The sequence below is a fragment of the Pseudochrobactrum lubricantis genome (assembly GCF_041929865.1).
GTDB lineage: Bacteria > Pseudomonadota > Alphaproteobacteria > Rhizobiales > Rhizobiaceae > Pseudochrobactrum > Pseudochrobactrum saccharolyticum.
The window spans coordinates 359,992-375,079 of sequence record NZ_JBHEEE010000004.1; the positions used below are offsets into that span (position 1 = coordinate 359,992).

The 15,088-nt window shown below is 50.2% G+C and carries 14 protein-coding genes; 5 read left to right on the forward strand and 9 right to left on the reverse strand.

The annotated features are described in order from the left end of the window. Nucleotides 1–378 precede the first annotated feature (378 nt). The 3 genes from JNC80_RS10885 to lptF are packed head-to-tail and all read right to left on the reverse strand — an operon-like array spanning nt 379 to nt 5,035. Nucleotides 379–2,745: an LPS-assembly protein LptD gene (locus tag JNC80_RS10885; RefSeq protein WP_376710320.1), complete on the reverse strand. Its 2,367-nt coding sequence runs from the start codon at nt 2,743–2,745 to the stop codon at nt 379–381. Next, the gene (gene lptG / locus JNC80_RS10890; protein ID WP_225687496.1) at nt 2,745–3,833 is read right to left on the reverse strand and encodes an LPS export ABC transporter permease LptG; all 1,089 of its coding nucleotides are present in this window, start codon (nt 3,831–3,833) and stop codon (nt 2,745–2,747) included. Before lptG ends, JNC80_RS10885 begins: the two co-directional genes overlap by 1 nt. After that, nucleotides 3,830–5,035, reverse strand: a complete 1,206-nt coding sequence (gene lptF, locus JNC80_RS10895; RefSeq protein ID WP_075654634.1) for an LPS export ABC transporter permease LptF — start codon at nt 5,033–5,035, stop codon at nt 3,830–3,832. Before lptF ends, lptG begins: the two co-directional genes overlap by 4 nt. Nucleotides 5,036–5,314: 279 nt before the next feature. Here lptF and JNC80_RS10900 point away from each other — a divergent pair, with 279 nt between their 5' ends. The 4 genes from JNC80_RS10900 to JNC80_RS10915 all read left to right on the forward strand — a co-directional run bounded on the left by JNC80_RS10900 (nt 5,315) and on the right by JNC80_RS10915 (nt 8,867). Then, a complete protein-coding gene (locus JNC80_RS10900) occupies nt 5,315–6,802 on the forward strand; it encodes a leucyl aminopeptidase (protein WP_213597275.1) in 1,488 nt (495 codons plus the stop codon). A gap of 327 nt (nt 6,803–7,129) precedes the next feature. Continuing rightward, a complete protein-coding gene (locus tag JNC80_RS10905) occupies nt 7,130–7,735 on the forward strand; it encodes a hypothetical protein (protein WP_075654635.1) in 606 nt (201 codons plus the stop codon). Between the two features lie 128 nt (nt 7,736–7,863). Next, nucleotides 7,864–8,313 carry a DNA polymerase III subunit chi gene (locus JNC80_RS10910; protein ID WP_022712167.1) on the forward strand — a complete coding sequence of 150 codons (450 nt, stop codon included), beginning with the start codon at nt 7,864–7,866 and terminating at the stop codon, nt 8,311–8,313. Next, complete coding sequence (locus JNC80_RS10915; RefSeq protein WP_376710321.1) at nt 8,313–8,867, forward strand: hypothetical protein; 555 nt, start codon at nt 8,313–8,315, stop codon at nt 8,865–8,867. Before JNC80_RS10910 ends, JNC80_RS10915 begins: the two co-directional genes overlap by 1 nt. 68 nt (nt 8,868–8,935) lie before the next feature. On the opposite strand, the gene JNC80_RS10920 is transcribed toward JNC80_RS10915, so the two are convergent. After that, nucleotides 8,936–10,843, reverse strand: coding sequence for an ABC-F family ATP-binding cassette domain-containing protein (locus JNC80_RS10920; protein ID WP_376710322.1), 1,908 nt, complete (start codon nt 10,841–10,843; stop codon nt 8,936–8,938). A gap of 77 nt (nt 10,844–10,920) precedes the next feature. Beyond that, the gene (locus JNC80_RS10925; protein ID WP_306402291.1) at nt 10,921–11,433 is read right to left on the reverse strand and encodes a DinB family protein; all 513 of its coding nucleotides are present in this window, start codon (nt 11,431–11,433) and stop codon (nt 10,921–10,923) included. A gap of 355 nt (nt 11,434–11,788) precedes the next feature. Between JNC80_RS10925 and ndk the strand changes: the two genes are divergently transcribed. Further along, nucleotides 11,789–12,211 (forward strand): nucleoside-diphosphate kinase, encoded by a 423-nt coding sequence (gene ndk / locus JNC80_RS10930; RefSeq protein ID WP_075654638.1) that lies wholly within the window; start codon nt 11,789–11,791, stop codon nt 12,209–12,211. 122 nt (nt 12,212–12,333) lie between these two features. Here ndk and JNC80_RS10935 read toward each other — a convergent pair whose 3' ends face one another. The 4 genes from JNC80_RS10935 to pgsA form a co-directional block, all read right to left on the reverse strand. Next, nucleotides 12,334–13,128, reverse strand: coding sequence for a YbaY family lipoprotein (locus JNC80_RS10935; protein ID WP_075654639.1), 795 nt, complete (start codon nt 13,126–13,128; stop codon nt 12,334–12,336). A gap of 567 nt (nt 13,129–13,695) precedes the next feature. After that, nucleotides 13,696–14,172 (reverse strand): molybdenum cofactor biosynthesis protein MoaE, encoded by a 477-nt coding sequence (locus JNC80_RS10940; protein WP_376710323.1) that lies wholly within the window; start codon nt 14,170–14,172, stop codon nt 13,696–13,698. Between the two features lie 4 nt (nt 14,173–14,176). Continuing rightward, nucleotides 14,177–14,434, reverse strand: coding sequence for a molybdopterin converting factor subunit 1 (moaD, locus tag JNC80_RS10945; protein ID WP_028233918.1), 258 nt, complete (start codon nt 14,432–14,434; stop codon nt 14,177–14,179). Between the two features lie 8 nt (nt 14,435–14,442). Further along, on the reverse strand, nt 14,443–15,021 hold the full coding sequence (pgsA, locus tag JNC80_RS10950) for a CDP-diacylglycerol--glycerol-3-phosphate 3-phosphatidyltransferase (RefSeq protein ID WP_022712159.1): 579 nt from the start codon (nt 15,019–15,021) through the stop codon (nt 14,443–14,445). Between the last annotated feature and the right edge of the window lie 67 nt (nt 15,022–15,088).

Genomic DNA, 15,088 nt, shown 5'->3' on the forward strand with positions numbered 1-15,088 from the left:
GCTCTTATCTAAAACTACGCAGACAATCTTTATTCTCCACAGTCAAAGCCTGTGTGATTGCTGCCATTATCCCCTGTTTGCATTGCTGTATTCCGATATACAGATGCGTTCCGAATGAGGATTAGAGTGTAAATCGTACGATTTTATGATGCGTTTATGAAATAAACTGCGTGCAAAACGCAGGTTCAGAGCATATCGCGTTTAATTATATCCACGGTTTTACGCATGTCGTTATCGGGAAATCGGTGCCCGCTTTACCGCGACCAAATAAAGAATCTAGAGCAAGCGCTATAATCCAATCTGGGCGTAAACCGCTCTGGATAAAATTACGGCCCGCATAAAGCAGGCCGTAATATAATTTCTGATTGTCAAACGGGCTTAGAATGAACTGCCCAGATCGCCCAATGTACGGAAGGAAATATTGAAGCCGACCGAGTGGGAAATCTTATCCTGACCCGGACTGCGTGTCTGAATATAGGCCATCGAATAGGTGAAGCACTCATCATCATAGGCCAGACCGGACTGAGCACGTACCAGAGTTTCTGATACGATATCATAGGTACCGGAACCAAACACACGCCAGTTTTCTTTGAAGCGTGTTGAAGCGCTCAGACTGACTTCCTGACGATCATTCGCGTAGCCATAATCCGGCTGCTTGGCAATATAGGCATATTTAACCGAGGCCTGAACAATCTGTCCGCTGTGGCTGGCTTCCACTTCACCGCGCTTGACTTCAAAATTATCTTTGTCAAAGCGTCCGCGTGCCGCAAAAGCGAGACCGGAATTGTTGGACATACCAAGCATTGCAACATAGTCAGAACGCTTGCCTTCAAGACCGGAATCCGCACCGGCACCGGCAAAGTCGCTTTCGGCAAAGGAGTTCAGGCCACCCAGCTGGAAGGACTGACCGGCAAGACCATGGATGGACCAGCCATTATTCATATTGCCGGAATAGCGCAGACCAAGATTGGCGCGAGTGCCACCTTCAACGCGGTCGTAACCGGAGAATTTGTCGCGCTGGAAAAGACTGGTCGCATCAAAGACAAAGCTTTGTGCATCTTCATTCGGCAGACGGCCGGCATAAGGCTCGTCATTGCGAACAAAAATCTGCGCTGTCGGCTCCAGCACTTGTGTCATGCTGGTTGAGGAGAACAGGATCGGCCAGCGAACTTCCAGACCGGCAGTTGCCATGCCGCGGAAAGCCTGCGAACGGATTTCATTCACAGTACCGAATGTATCATTGGTGCTGATGCCAATCGCATCTCCACGCAGAGCGAGGAGAGGGGTAATGACCAGACCCTGCTCGGTGATGAAAGTCCGTTTCCATTCTGCTTCCGTTGTCAGACGGGCACTGGTGCCCTTCATGCCATTCAGGAAGCGGGCAGCGCCGTTCTGATAAATCGTATCAGATGTTTCGCGATAAATGCCCTGCAGATTGCTGGTAATGGTCAGTTCGCCGCCATAGACAGAACCCGGAACAGTATAGAGGTAATCAACACTTGGCAGTACCCAAGGCTGTTTTGAATCAACAGCATAAGGCGAATTTGTATTCGGATTAACGATATCGTTCAGCACATCTTCCTGAACTTTGAACTTGTACAGGTTAATATCCAGATGATTGCGACCGGATATACCGCGCAAATAGACATTTGATGTCAGCGATTCATTACTATAACCGCCGATTTTATAGGTACGGCTGAAATTCTTGTCGGTCTGGGCGATAACATCCCAGCCGAAGCTCCAGCGCGGATTGATTTTGAAGTCGCCCTTGGAGGCAACCATGCCGCGGAAACGCTCTTGCGCATCAACTGTTGCGGAGCCAAACTCTCCCGGCTTCGCCTGATAAATACCCGCTACGCGGATATTATAAGAGCCGTTTTCAAGACGGTGACGCCATTCGGTTTCACTTAAAAAGCCCTGTTTTGTCAGGCCTGTGCCATAAGTGGTGATGTCATAATTCGGAGCCAGATTCCAGAAATAGCCCACCCGCATACCGAAACCCAGCTCGTCTTTATAGAGGAAGCTCGGGAACAGGAAGCCGCTCTTGCGCTTGATGGTCGGGTCAGCAATTTCGAAAGCAGGCAGGGCAAAAAGCGACTTGCCGAACATTTCAAAACGGCCGCCTTCAAAGCGGACAGTTTTCTTGGTGCCGTTCCAGATAATTTTTTTGGCTTTAACCTGCCAGAGAACCGGCTTGCTCGGATCTTTTTCACAGGCACGGCAGGCGGTGTAAACGCCATTATTAAATGTGGTGATTTCACCGAGACTGCGTTCCGCGCTTTCCGCTGCAAAACGTGTGTCATCAACGGTTTCAACGCGCAGGCCGTTTACAAAGCCATCGCGGAAATCATCCGTTACATCGATTTCATCAGAATAAATGCGGTTGCCGTCTTTTTCGACAATTTCAACATTGCCTTTAGCAACCATGCGTTTGGTTTTTTGGTTATAGACAACCTGACGCGCAACCAGACGGTTACCGTCATATTCAATCTGAACATTGCCCGCTGCGGTGACTGTATTCTGATCGCGGTCGACAATCAGATTGTCTGCCTGCAGCAGCATCTTGGCATCAGGATTGGTCTGATACTGGCTACCGAAGTCGTCAGAAGGCGCTGCTTCCTGACTGTAAGCCACGGAAGACATGGAGATGATCACAGAGGTGGAAAAAATGCACGCCAGAGCTGTCCCGCGTGCCAGACGCGTGAAGTACTCAGATACTACCGTGCGGGAGCTACTCAATCCCACTAACCATCCTCCTTATGGAGCAAAAAGGAGATTCCAAAAAATGTTGCAATCAATACCGGTACCCATGCCGCTACAAATGGCGGCACGAATCCTGCCGTGCCAAAGGCTTTGGCAAGTACAGTTACGACATAAAGCACGAACCCGGCAATGATGCCACCCAGAATCATTGCTCCGGACTGGCCGGAACGCACAAATTTTAATGAGACTGTTGCAGCAATCAGCGTCATGGCCATCAAAAGAGCAGGCAAAGCCAGCAAAGACTGGAACTGCATGTCAAAAGCGGTGGCCGAAAAGCCGAAAGAGCGGGCGACTTCAATCTTACGGGGCAATTGCACGAATGGAATCGTGTCGGGCGAAGAAAGTTTTTCTTCGAGAAATTCCGGTTTTAACTGGGTCGGAATCTTTGTGGATAAAAGTTCTTTAGGTTCCTGACCTTCGACAATATGGGTCACATTGGTCAGGTTCCAGTAACCGTCTTCCAGCTGAGCATCACGGGCGTCAAAACGCTCTTTGATTGTCTTGTCTTCATTGAAGACGAAGAAGCTGACACCGGTCAGATGCGTTCCCTGTGCGAGAATGCCCTTGGCGCCGATAATGGTTTCCTGTTCATCAAATTTCTGGCGCAGCCATGGATCGCGCAGCGCTGTAGCCTGATTAACATTGCCGTTTTGCCAGCGCGTGCTGATTTCCAGCGATTTTTCAAAACCATAAGCCGCAAGCGGATTAATGATGAAAATGGTGATGAGGCCGAACAGGAAGGCACCAAGACAGGCAGGCAGCAGAAACTGCCATGCGGAAACACCGACTGAACGCGCTACCACCAGTTCATAGCGGCGGTTCAGCGAAATCAGCGTGGCCATGGCAGAGAACAGGGCCACAAATGGAATAACCTGCTGCATGATGAAGGGAATGCGCATCGCGGAAAGCCCGAGTGCCGCCCATGCCGAATAATCGGGGAGGGTGGAGAGCTTGCTGGCATTTTCCGTAAAATCGAGCAGCAGCGACAATGCAAAAATACCCAGCAGAAAATACAGCGTGGTTTGCACATAGCGCATGAAAAAATAGCGTCCGAGCGTCCAGCCGATCATGACTGACCTCCTGATGTATTTTTCTTGCCGGCAAAGCGCTCATAAAGCGGACGCAGGCGGGCTGTTAATTGTTCGGTTATGTCCTGAATCCTGTCCGACCATGAGGTCGGCAGGCTGAGTGAGCGTCCGCTGAACAATGCATAGAGGCAGACCGCAATGACACCGAGCGGAATAAGATACATGACCGGCACATAGCTCAGATTCTTCTCAGCGCGGTCAGACACAAAATATCCGGCCCAATAGACGATCAGTGACAGCGAGATCGCCGAGAAGGAAGCGGAAACTCGCGCTTCACGATGGGAACGCGCATCGCCAGCCAGAACCAGAGCAATCATGGCGAAAACGAAAGGATAAAGCCAGTTTGTCAGACGTTTATGCAGTTCCGCGCGATATTGCAGTGGCTTGGTCTGAAAAATCGGGTCATTCTTGTCCGGATTGATGAGATAGGACAGGTGACGGTCTTTGGCATAAAGAACCATGTCACCGCCTGTATCTGTAAACTGGCTCAGGTCAAAAGCATATTGATCAAATTTGATGATGGAAACATTGCCGGTTTTAACTTCCCGGCGCTGAATCTCACCATTATTCATCAGCAGAACGTCATTGCCATTATTATTGGCGATAGCGCCATCCAGCGCATAATAAACCAGATCCGTATTGGCATCGCGGGAATCGGCGATGAACATGCCGCCGATGCTGCCGTCTGATTTACGCTCGGCAATCTGCACATAGAGATTATCGGACAATCTGCGGAAGCTGCCTTCCTGCACAACCACATTGATCAAATCTGCGCTCGCATTGGCCAGCATGGAACGCATATTATAGCGTGCATAAGGATCGACGAAATTGGCAACCAGAAATGAAATAACCGCAAGCATGGCAGCAAACAGCAATACCGGCCGGATAACGGCCGTGCGCGGGCTGCCGGAGGCATTGATGACCACCAGCTCCGAATCCTGATTCATGGTGGAGAGTGTCTGCGTGATGGCAATCACCAGTGCAAACGGCATCACCAGAGGGATGACGGAGGGAATAAACAGCGAGAAAAACTGGATGGCTGTTGCCAGAGACTGGCCGCTGGAAGTCAGGAAGTTGATGCGCTGCAATACCTGCACTGTCCACGTAATGCCGATGGCCGCGCAGAACACGGCCAGAAACATTATTCCTACGCGGCGCAGGATGTATCGCTCGATCAGTTTCATATGCTGAATTTACATCCTGAACCTTAGGGCTGAACCTGTTATTATCTGCCGGTTATACAAATTTGCTGACATCTTATAATCGTTTAAAGACGGCACGCAAACGCTTGTCATATAATCCGTGTTTATCATAATCGGGTCTTGGCTAAAAATAGACAAAGAAATTAGGTTAACAAAACACTTATTCGTCAGAGATGGTAATTTATGGCTTGTGGTTTGGTCTTGATAGAGCCACACAATGCATTGAGTTATGCGACTCTGTTTTTACCTATTGGAGTTATTATGTCCAAAAATCCAGTCATCAAGTTCTCGAATTTTTCAGAAAAGCTGAAAGATGTCGTGATTGTACCCGTGAGCAAAGACGGTTCGGTTGCCGCACAGGCAAATCATGTTGGCGGCGAAGGTTTCGTTTCCGGCCTGATTACCAAAGCCGGTTTCAAGGGCAAACTTGGTGCAACGCTTGAAACTTACCTTGCTGACGGTGCAGGCGCAGAGCGTCTGGTTCTGGTTGGTATCGGCGATCCTGCCAAGCTGAAAAATGATGACTGGCTGAAAATCGGCGGCGCGGCATTCGCCAAAATCGGCAAATCCGCTGAAGCCAATGCAATTCTCGCAATTGACGGTCTGGAAATTCCGGCTGAAGCGGCTGCGGATTTTGCTCTGGGCGCACAGCTGCGCGCTTATCGTTTTGACAAGTACAAAACCAAGAAAAGCGACGACAAAGCTGAGGCCAAAGACGTTAAGCTGACCATTCAGGTTGCTGATGCTGCCGGTGCAGAAAAAGCTTACGAAGCCGCGGCTGAAATTGGTGAAGGTGTGCTGCTGGCGCGCGATCTGGTCAATGAGCCTGCAAATGTGCTCGGCCCGGTTGAATTTGCTGCGGAAGCAGAAAAGCTTGAGAAACTTGGTGTTAAAATCACCATTCTCACCGAAAAAGAAATGAAAAAGCTCGGCATGGGCTCGCTGCTCGGTGTTGCTCAGGGTTCTGTCCGTCCGCCGCGTCTGGTTGTTATGGAATGGAACGGTGGCAAAGCCAAAGACAAGCCGGTGGCTTTTGTCGGTAAGGGCGTTGTGTTCGATACCGGCGGTATCTCCATCAAGCCTGCGCTTGGTATGGAAGATATGAAGGGTGACATGGGCGGTGCAGCTGCTGTTACCGGTCTGATGCGCGCTCTTGCCGGTCGTAAAGCTAAGGCCAATGTTATCGGCGTGATTGGTCTTGTGGAAAATATGCCGGATGGCAATGCACAGCGTCCGGGCGATATCGTCACCACCATGTCCGGTCAGACGATTGAAGTGATCAATACCGATGCGGAAGGCCGTCTGGTTCTGGCTGATGCTCTGTATTACACTGCGAAAACCCATAAGCCGCGCTTCATGATCAATCTGGCGACGCTGACCGGTGCGATTGTGATCGCTCTCGGCACCCAGCATGCGGGTCTGTTCTCCAATGATGATGAACTGGCAGAACAGCTGTTTGATGCCGGTCAGACCAGCGGTGAAAAACTGTGGCGTATGCCGCTCACCAAGGAATATGACAAGATCATCGATTCCAAATTCGCAGATATGCGTAACTCGGCCGGTCGTCCAGCCGGTTCAATCACTGCGGCTCAGTTCCTGAAGCGTTTTGTCGGCGATACACCTTGGGCGCATCTGGATATTGCCGGTACTGCGATGGATTCACCTGCCAGCGAGTATAATGAATCCTGGGGTTCGGGCTTTGGTGTCCGTGTTCTGGACCGCCTCGTTCGCGATCATTACGAAGGCTGATAAGCAGTTATCCTGCCACATGATTGGAAAAGCCGGTGTTCGCACCGGCTTTTTTGTATTTTAAAGCATGTCGCGGAAAGACAGACACCGGTTTTCGGCGACATGTGTAAAAACAAGGAGACAGAGCGAGCGCTGTGGCCTCACTTAAACGCGATACACTCCGGCGGAAATAAATACCTCAATAAAAATTGACCGGCGCAATATGAATTTTAATTGTGCGCAGCAACAAGAACTTGTTAAGATGTCACAAAATGTTCATTGAGATGCTGTGTCCGCCGGTTTTGGCACCCCTGAAGGACGGGCTGGCTGTTTATTCCGGATAAAATTGTGTTTCCATCTTATGCTTCGCGCAGTTTCATCAGTGCAATGCTGGTACTGCTTTTATTAAATGTTCTGTTCTTTTTCTTCGTGACAGATTTTGACAATCTTGTCGTCGAAATGGGAGAGGCCGGATTGCTTGAGAATTTGCAACTGGTTTATCTCGGTCTTGCCGCAATCGCGTTTTTCATCGGCGGCCTGCGCAGCGAGGGGCCTGCGCGAATGTTTGCAATCGGTATGTCCGTACTGATGTGGATTTTCTTCTTCCGTGAGTTTGAAATCGAGCCGACAGGGCCGGTAAGTAATTACATTAAATCCCATGCATTCCGCTGGCATGAGGCAATTATCGTCATCGCTTTCGCAGCTATTTATGTTTTCCGTCATTCAGATTATGTGCGCCCTGTATTGACCTTTGTTTTCAGCCGTAAAGCATGGCCTTTTTATCTGGCAGCGGCACTCATCGCTCTCGGCGAGGTTTTTGAGAAAATGCACGGGCTTGCCTTTAACGAGTTTCTGGAAGAAGCACTGGAAAGCCTGAGCTATTTTACGCTGTTGTGCCTTGGTGTGCGCAGCATCACTGCGCCGCAACAGGCACCCCGTTCTGCAACCGCCTGATTATAATCTCCGGTTTTTCTGTATGAGGCGGCCTGTCTGATCGACAGGCCGTTTTGTTTCTGGTTTAAGCTGTTATCCGGTATATATGAGATGCGAGAGGTAAGGGGCGCGGTTCCCTGCATTGGCTGATGGCGGAAATTCTGTTTTATCATCTGACTGAATCCGTTTTGGATGAAGCTTTGCCGGGGCTGGTTGACCGCTCGTTAGAGCGGGGCTGGCGCGTGACAATCCAGATGACATCGGAAGAACGCCGCGATGAACTCGACCGCTTGCTGTGGACATGGAGCAATGCTTCATTTCTTGCTCATGGCACAGATGCGCAGCCTCATGCAGAACATCAGCCCGCCTTGCTCACAACCACCACTGATAATCTGAATGGCGCAACAGTGCGTTTTGTTGTGGAAGGCGCGGAAATCGCGGGTGCTGAGAACTATGATCGTCTGGTGGTTATGTTTGACGGACACGACGCTGCCCAGCTGACCAAAGCGCGAGAGCAATGGAAGAGCCTGAAAGCCGCAGGACATCAGCTGACCTATTGGCAGCAAAATGCAGACCGCCGCTGGGAGAAAAAAGCCTGATGCGTATTTTTTGTATTCTGCTGTTTCTCGTTGGTCTGGCAATTGGTGTGATCTGGCCATGGGCGCAGCGTCATTTCGGCGGCGAGGAAATCGGCACATGGGTGCTCTATCAGCGCGAGGGCGGTTATCAGTCTGCGAAAGTACAATTGAAACCTGAAGATGCGCCATTGCGTATTTTTGTTGATGCGCAACCAATGCAGGGCGTAACCAGCGGACAAAAGCCGTCAGTGCTTAATCTGGCAGTGTCACGTGATGGTGTGCCGGTACTGGCCGAACGCCTCAGTTACAGCCCGAAAAGCGGTAATGAACAGCGTGATCTGCCGCAAAGCGGTGCGGTGATCCGCCAAAGCGCAAAAGATATGGAAACTTTACAGGCCGGCACTTATGAATTCAGCGTGCGGGCGGTGGAAGACGGCTTGTCGCTGACACGGGCTGATCTGGTTTTGCGCCGTGGCGCAACTCCGGTTGACGAGAATATCACCATGATGGGCGTGGTGGTTATGGTGGCCGGTCTCTATGGATTTATGCGTACACGCAGACGGCAGAAAGCCTGAATTGTCCAATAATTAAGCCCGCCGTTTCACAGAACCGCGGGCTTAATCTTTATGGCTCAGATGTGCTGTTAATCAGCCATTGCCTCTTCATATTCCGCAGAATAGGTCAGCCATTTTTCCTCTGCATCAGCCAGTTTGGTTTCAGCGGACTTCAGATCAATATTGAACTGCACAGCTTTCTGGGCATCCTTGGTATAAAGTTCAGGATCTTCCAGTTTGCCTTTCAGCGCCTGAATCTCTTTCTGCAGTTTTTGCATTAAAGACTCGGAATCATTAATCTTTTTTTGCAGAGGCTTAAGCTGTTCACGCTTCTGCGCAGCCTGTTTACGCTGATCTGCTTTGCTGAGTTTTGGTCCTTCATCAACAATAGCGACCTCTTGAATAGCCTCAATAGTGCTGTTCGGTGTGCTTTTATCGCTCAGAACCAAAGAACGGTAATCATCCAGATCGCCGTCATAAGGTTTGACCGTGCCGTTACGCACCAGCCACAGCCGATCCATGGTCGCTTCGATGAGATGACGATCATGGGCGATGAGGATCACAGCGCCTTTGAAATCATTCAGCGCATGAACGAGTTCTTCGCGGCTGTCGATATCCAGATGGTTGGTCGGCTCGTCGAGGATCAGCAGGTTCGGACCATGGAAGGTCGCAAGCCCCATCAGCAAACGTGCTTTTTCACCACCGGAAAGCTCCTTGGCTTTGGTGAGCATCTTTTCCGTTGCCAGCCCCATCTGGGCGACACGGGCACGCACTTTGGCTTCCGGTGCATCCGGCATCAGCTTGCGCACATGCTCAATGGCATTGTCTTCCGGCACCAGATCATCAAGCTGATGCTGGGCGAAGAAGGCAACCTTCAGCGCTGGTGAAAGGGTCAGCGTGCCGCCTTCCGGTTTCAGCCGTCCGGAGATCAGCTTGGCCAGAGTGGACTTACCGTTACCATTGGAGCCGAGCAGGGCAATGCGGTCATCATTATCTATGCGCAGTGAAAGATTGCGCAGGATAGGCTTGCCGGTTTCATAGCCGACATCAGCATTTTCCAGCGCAATAATCGGCGAGGCCGCAACCTTTTCTGCTTCAGGAAAGCGGAATGGCTGCACATGCTCATCATAATGCGCGGCAATCGGCTTCAGCTTTTGCAGAGCTTTCAGACGGGATTGTGCCTGACGCGCTTTGGAAGCCTTGGCGCGGAACCGCTCCACAAAGGACTCCATATGCTTGCGATGGGCTTCCTGCTTCACACGCTGCTTCTGCTGCAATTCCAGCATTTCGGCGCGCTGACGTTCAAACTGGTCGTAATTACCCTTCCAGAAAGTCAGCTTCTTATTTTCAAGGTGCAGAATGGAACTGGTTGCCGAGTTCAGCAGATCGCGATCATGGCTGATGATGATGACAGTGTATGGGTAGCGCTTGATATAGTCGATCAGCCACAACACGCCTTCAAGGTCGAGATAGTTGGTTGGTTCGTCAAGCAGCAGCAGATCAGGCTGGGCAAACAGCACAGCCGCCAAAGCCACACGCATACGCCAGCCACCGGAGAAGGATGAAGCAGGGCGCAATTGCGCTTCCGCATCAAAACCCAGGCCGGAGAGAATGGCGCTGGCACGGGCTTCTGCTGAATGAGATTCAATATCGGCAAGGCGGATATGAATTTCGGAGATACGTGCCGGATCAGTCGCCGTTTCGGCTTCCTGCAACAAGGCAAGGCGTTCTTTATCCGCTTTCAGAACAATCTCGATCAGAGACTCTTCTGTGCCTGGTGCTTCCTGCGCCACCTGACCGATACGGGTGTTTTTCGGGATGGAAATATCGCCGGTATCCGACGACAATTCACCGGTAATCACCTTGAACAGGGTCGACTTGCCGGTGCCGTTACGCCCGACAAAACCGGTCTTTGAACCAGATGGCAGTGTTGCACTGCCATGGTCGATGAGGACGCGTCCGACCATGCGGACGGTTATATCATTAAGGATCAACATAGAGCGGTTTTGCACGGGATATTACAATTGTGCAAGAGGCAAAAACGTCCGGTTATGCTTGTGTTGAGACGGAAATATCAGACGAAGCGGCGGCCGGATTCCGATTTCTGGAAAATCATCATATCCAGTTCCGGTGCCGTATGTTTCAGCATGGTGAGGGCAGCATGAACCTGCCCGCGATAATGGGTCTGATGGTTGAACATATGGGCAAGGGCAGGGGCAAGCCGCTGACTGATGGTGCGCATATCGCTCATATTGAGAAACACAAAACGCCCTGAAACCTCGGCAGGAGAAAGTCCCTCCAGCCATTCCAGAATACGCGTATCCTCCTGCAGACGGGCAGCGCGCAGGTCAGACAAAGCCAGATAAAGAATGGCATCAGGTGTTTTCGGGTGATCGCCTTCACCGGTAAAGCGCTTCATCCACAAGCGGTCATTGCCCAGCAGATGATTAAGCGTGGCATGGACGGATTTGTAATGCAGGCCTGCATCCTGCCGGTATTCACTTTCAGTCAAAGCCGCAACCGCGTCAAAAAGCTGTTTATTGGCCCAGCCATTATAGGCAGCAAGCATCAGAAAATGTTGCTTCATCATCAAGCTCTCATCAAAAACCAAAAACAGCAAAAGACAGCCCGTGCAACACAGAATCGCTGTTATTGTCATGAGCGCTGTTAACTATAACCTGTCTTTGCACTTATAGCAGGCTAAATCACTTTATTATCAGTGTCTTGTCATTCCATTGTATTATGTGAAAGCTATGTATGGCGGCGCAGTTAAAATGATGCTCAGCACGATGAGACAGGACTGAGTAAACAGAAACAGAATGGGGCGCGTTTTCACCGCACTTTCAGCAGCATTTTACAGCAGGTTTAATGATCTTATTTGACTGTAAAAGGCTGTGAGGGTATAGAACGGCACCTTTCCTCTAAATATATACAGGACAAAAATGGCTATCGAACGTACCTTTTCCATGATCAAGCCAGATGCAACCAAGCGCAACCTGACCGGTGCAATCACCGCCAAGCTCGAAGAAGCTGGTCTGCGTGTTGTTGCTTCCAAGCGCGTATGGATGAGCAAGCGCGAAGCTGAAGGCTTCTACGCAGTGCATGCAGCACGTCCTTTCTTCGGTGAGCTGGTTGAAACCATGACTTCCGGCCCGACAATCGTTCAGGTTCTGGAAGGCGAAAACGCAATCCTGAAAAACCGCGAAGTTATGGGCGCAACCAATCCGGCAGATGCTGCTGAAGGTACAATCCGTAAAACCTTCGCTCTGTCGATCGGTGAAAACTCGGTACACGGTTCCGATGCTCCTGAAACAGCTGCTCAGGAAATCACCTACTGGTTCTCTTCGACAGAAATCGTTGGCTAATTTATTTAGTCTTTGATTTAAAAAAGCGCTGCAGCAATGCGGCGCTTTTTTTATATGCAGAGATGTAAAAAAACGGGCACGCTTTTGAAAGCGTGCCCGTTTTAATTCAAAGATCAGACAAATCAGCTGTTATTGGCAAGACGGGCAAGTTCCAGCCCGTTATCTCCCAGCAGATAGAGTTTGCCGTTATTAATGCTGAACTGACGGGTCTGTTTCAGAACGTCAAGGAATTTGGTTTCCTGATCCATCAGGGCAGGCGGGCACTGCATGAATGTGGAGCCGATGGTACCGAAATTCAGCGCTTCACCGGTAATTGTTGCTTTGCCGAAATAACGGTTGCAACCGCCGGAGCCGGACACTTCGCCGCTCGGGGAAATTGACAGGGTTGTCTGGGCAAAATCAATTACACCGGCGCCACGGATATCCTCTGTGAGCCATTCATGATTTTCAAGTGTCAGCGGTGTTTGCAGGCTGGTATTTTTGCGCACATTGACAACACGGATTTCATAAGCGCTGTCAAATTTTTCCGGATTGAACTCATGGCGTGTGTCATTGATGAACCACAGAGTATCACCGGCGCTGATACGTGCCTGCAAGGCATAGGTATGCTTTGCAACGAGCTTGGAAGAATCGAATTTCAGCTCAAACGGAATTGGCGCGGATGGAATATTGCTGAGCTGTTGTTCGGCAATTACCTGTGCCGGAGCATCAGCAAGAGAAACATCCAGCAACTGTACATTCAACGTAGCCTCAGGGGGCAGGGCAATCCGCTCGCGATACATGACAGTGCCACGTATTGTTTTTTCAGATGCAATACTCTGCGTCGGCATGGTTGAGGAAAGGATCATTGCGCTGCCGCCTAAGACGGCCAGTCCTATCAGGGATGCAGCAATGATGCGCGCTTTACCAATCAACATATTCTGTCCTGTTTGTTGCACTGCCAGTTTAGACACTCTCCGTTTTCCAGAAGTTGTCTGAGCTGACATTTTAACCGGCGGTATATTAACGCCAAATGACTAAACACATAATTTACGTTAAGTTTTAACCTTAACACGTGTTGTTATGTGGTTTTCCTCATTGTTTAGCTGCCGGAAATCTTCTTTGATCTGTTTTGGATAATGAAATTGCCGGACGACTAAAAAATGCTCACCAGTCATTTAAACCGGTAATTCTGGAATCAATGCATATCCATGAGTCGTAAGTGCTCTCCGGACTATAGAATCAAATCCGGATAAAACACGAGTTGAATCATATAAATATGCTGTATCAGCTACTGCCCTGATTTTATGGTTTACTTATGGCAATGCAAGTCAGTGCAAATAATTTCACAGGATTGTAAAATATTCAAACGGGATTTTGGCTCAGGCAAAGCTGAGTTGTCTTAGAGCGCCGTGTGCCAGACTTGGCACACAAAGGTCGCTCTAATACTTTAAAATTAGAGCATAACTTTTCCTTAAACTGATCCAAGTTTAAGGGATTATGCTCTAATCCTGCCAGCGCTTCTTCATGTCTTCGTCGCTGGCTTTGGCTTTGACCCAGCCCGACAGCGGATCGCCATTCTCGGGAGCAGGGGTGATCAGATGTTCTTTCTTCCAGAAAGGCGCATCGCTCTTGAGATAATCCATCAGAAATTCTGCGGCTTCAAAGGCGGCCTGTCTGTGCTTGCTGGCTGTGGCGACAAACACAATCTGCTCACCGGCTTTGATGAGACCACTGCGATGAACAATGGTAACGCCTTGCAGCGGCCAGCGTTGCACGGCATCGGCAGCAATACGCGCCAGCTGCGCTTCTGCCATGCCCGGATAATGTTCAAGTTCCAGCGCCTGAAGTGTTTTATTCTCATCACGGCAAAAGCCGGTAAAACTGACAACTGCGCCGATATCTGTGCGCCCTTCGGTCATACGGGCAGTAAGGGCAGCCGCATCAAAGTCATCTTGCGAGACAAGAATAGTCGGCTGCATTGCCTCAGCCTCCGGTCATTGGCGGGAACAAGGCAATCTCATGCGCACCGGCAATCGGCGTGTCATGCTCCACATGTTCCTGATTGATCGCCACGCGGATCACGTCGGAAAAACGCAAAGCATGCGCATAATTCTCATCAATGCCGGAAAGATGGCTCAGCAGGTCAGATACAGTTTTGACAGTCTGAGGCAGATCGAGACTCTCGTCAGATTTGCCGATCTGCTCCCGTACCCATGCAAAATATACCAGTTTGACTGTCATAACGGCCATCAGATCATGTGTTTGATACCGGCACGGAAATAGTCCCAACCGGTATAAAGTGTCAGAATTGCTGAAATCCACAGCAGGATCAGCCCTGTTTCCGTTGTATAAGGCAGGATTTTGTCACCGGCAGGGCCGGCAAGCAGAAAAGCCAGCGCAATCATCTGAATAGTGGTTTTCCATTTTGCCAGCTGCGAAACCGGCACACTGACTTTCAGATCCGCCAGATATTCACGCAAACCGGAAACCAGAATTTCGCGGCAGAGGATGATAATCGCAGCCCAAAGCGTCCAGCCGGCAATAGTGCCGTCGGCGGCCAGCAGCAGCAGAATTGCGGAGACCAGCAGCTTATCAGCAATCGGGTCAAGCATTCGGCCGATACTGGATGTCTGTTTCCACATACGTGCCAGATAGCCGTCGAAGAAATCCGTGATGCTGGCAGCTGCGAACAGGCCAAGCGCCCACCATCTTGCGGTGTCACTGCTCTTCAGATGGCCTTCGAGAAAGAAGCACAGAACCACAAGTGGCACAGCAACGATACGTGCGTAAGTAAGGATGTTGGGCAGTGATAATGTGTGTTTACTCATAGTCCCCTAAAACCCGTATTCTGGATAAGCGTGAGCGGGAAACCCACGACTGGAGAAGTAAGCCTTA

Coding starts and splice junctions, on each gene's coding strand:
- lptG (WP_225687496.1), bottom strand. CDS start 3,833: ATGATCGGCTGGACGCTCGGACGCTATTTTTTCATGCGCTATGTGCAA.
- lptF (WP_075654634.1), bottom strand. CDS start 5,035: ATGAAACTGATCGAGCGATACATCCTGCGCCGCGTAGGAATAATGTTT.
- JNC80_RS10900 (WP_213597275.1), top strand. CDS start 5,315: ATGTCCAAAAATCCAGTCATCAAGTTCTCGAATTTTTCAGAAAAGCTG.
- JNC80_RS10910 (WP_022712167.1), top strand. CDS start 7,864: ATGGCGGAAATTCTGTTTTATCATCTGACTGAATCCGTTTTGGATGAA.
- JNC80_RS10915 (WP_376710321.1), top strand. CDS start 8,313: ATGCGTATTTTTTGTATTCTGCTGTTTCTCGTTGGTCTGGCAATTGGT.
- JNC80_RS10920 (WP_376710322.1), bottom strand. CDS start 10,843: ATGTTGATCCTTAATGATATAACCGTCCGCATGGTCGGACGCGTCCTC.
- JNC80_RS10925 (WP_306402291.1), bottom strand. CDS start 11,433: ATGAAGCAACATTTTCTGATGCTTGCTGCCTATAATGGCTGGGCCAAT.
- ndk (WP_075654638.1), top strand. CDS start 11,789: ATGGCTATCGAACGTACCTTTTCCATGATCAAGCCAGATGCAACCAAG.
- JNC80_RS10935 (WP_075654639.1), bottom strand. CDS start 13,128: ATGTTGATTGGTAAAGCGCGCATCATTGCTGCATCCCTGATAGGACTG.
- JNC80_RS10940 (WP_376710323.1), bottom strand. CDS start 14,172: ATGCAGCCGACTATTCTTGTCTCGCAAGATGACTTTGATGCGGCTGCC.
- moaD (WP_028233918.1), bottom strand. CDS start 14,434: ATGACAGTCAAACTGGTATATTTTGCATGGGTACGGGAGCAGATCGGC.
- pgsA (WP_022712159.1), bottom strand. CDS start 15,021: ATGAGTAAACACACATTATCACTGCCCAACATCCTTACTTACGCACGT.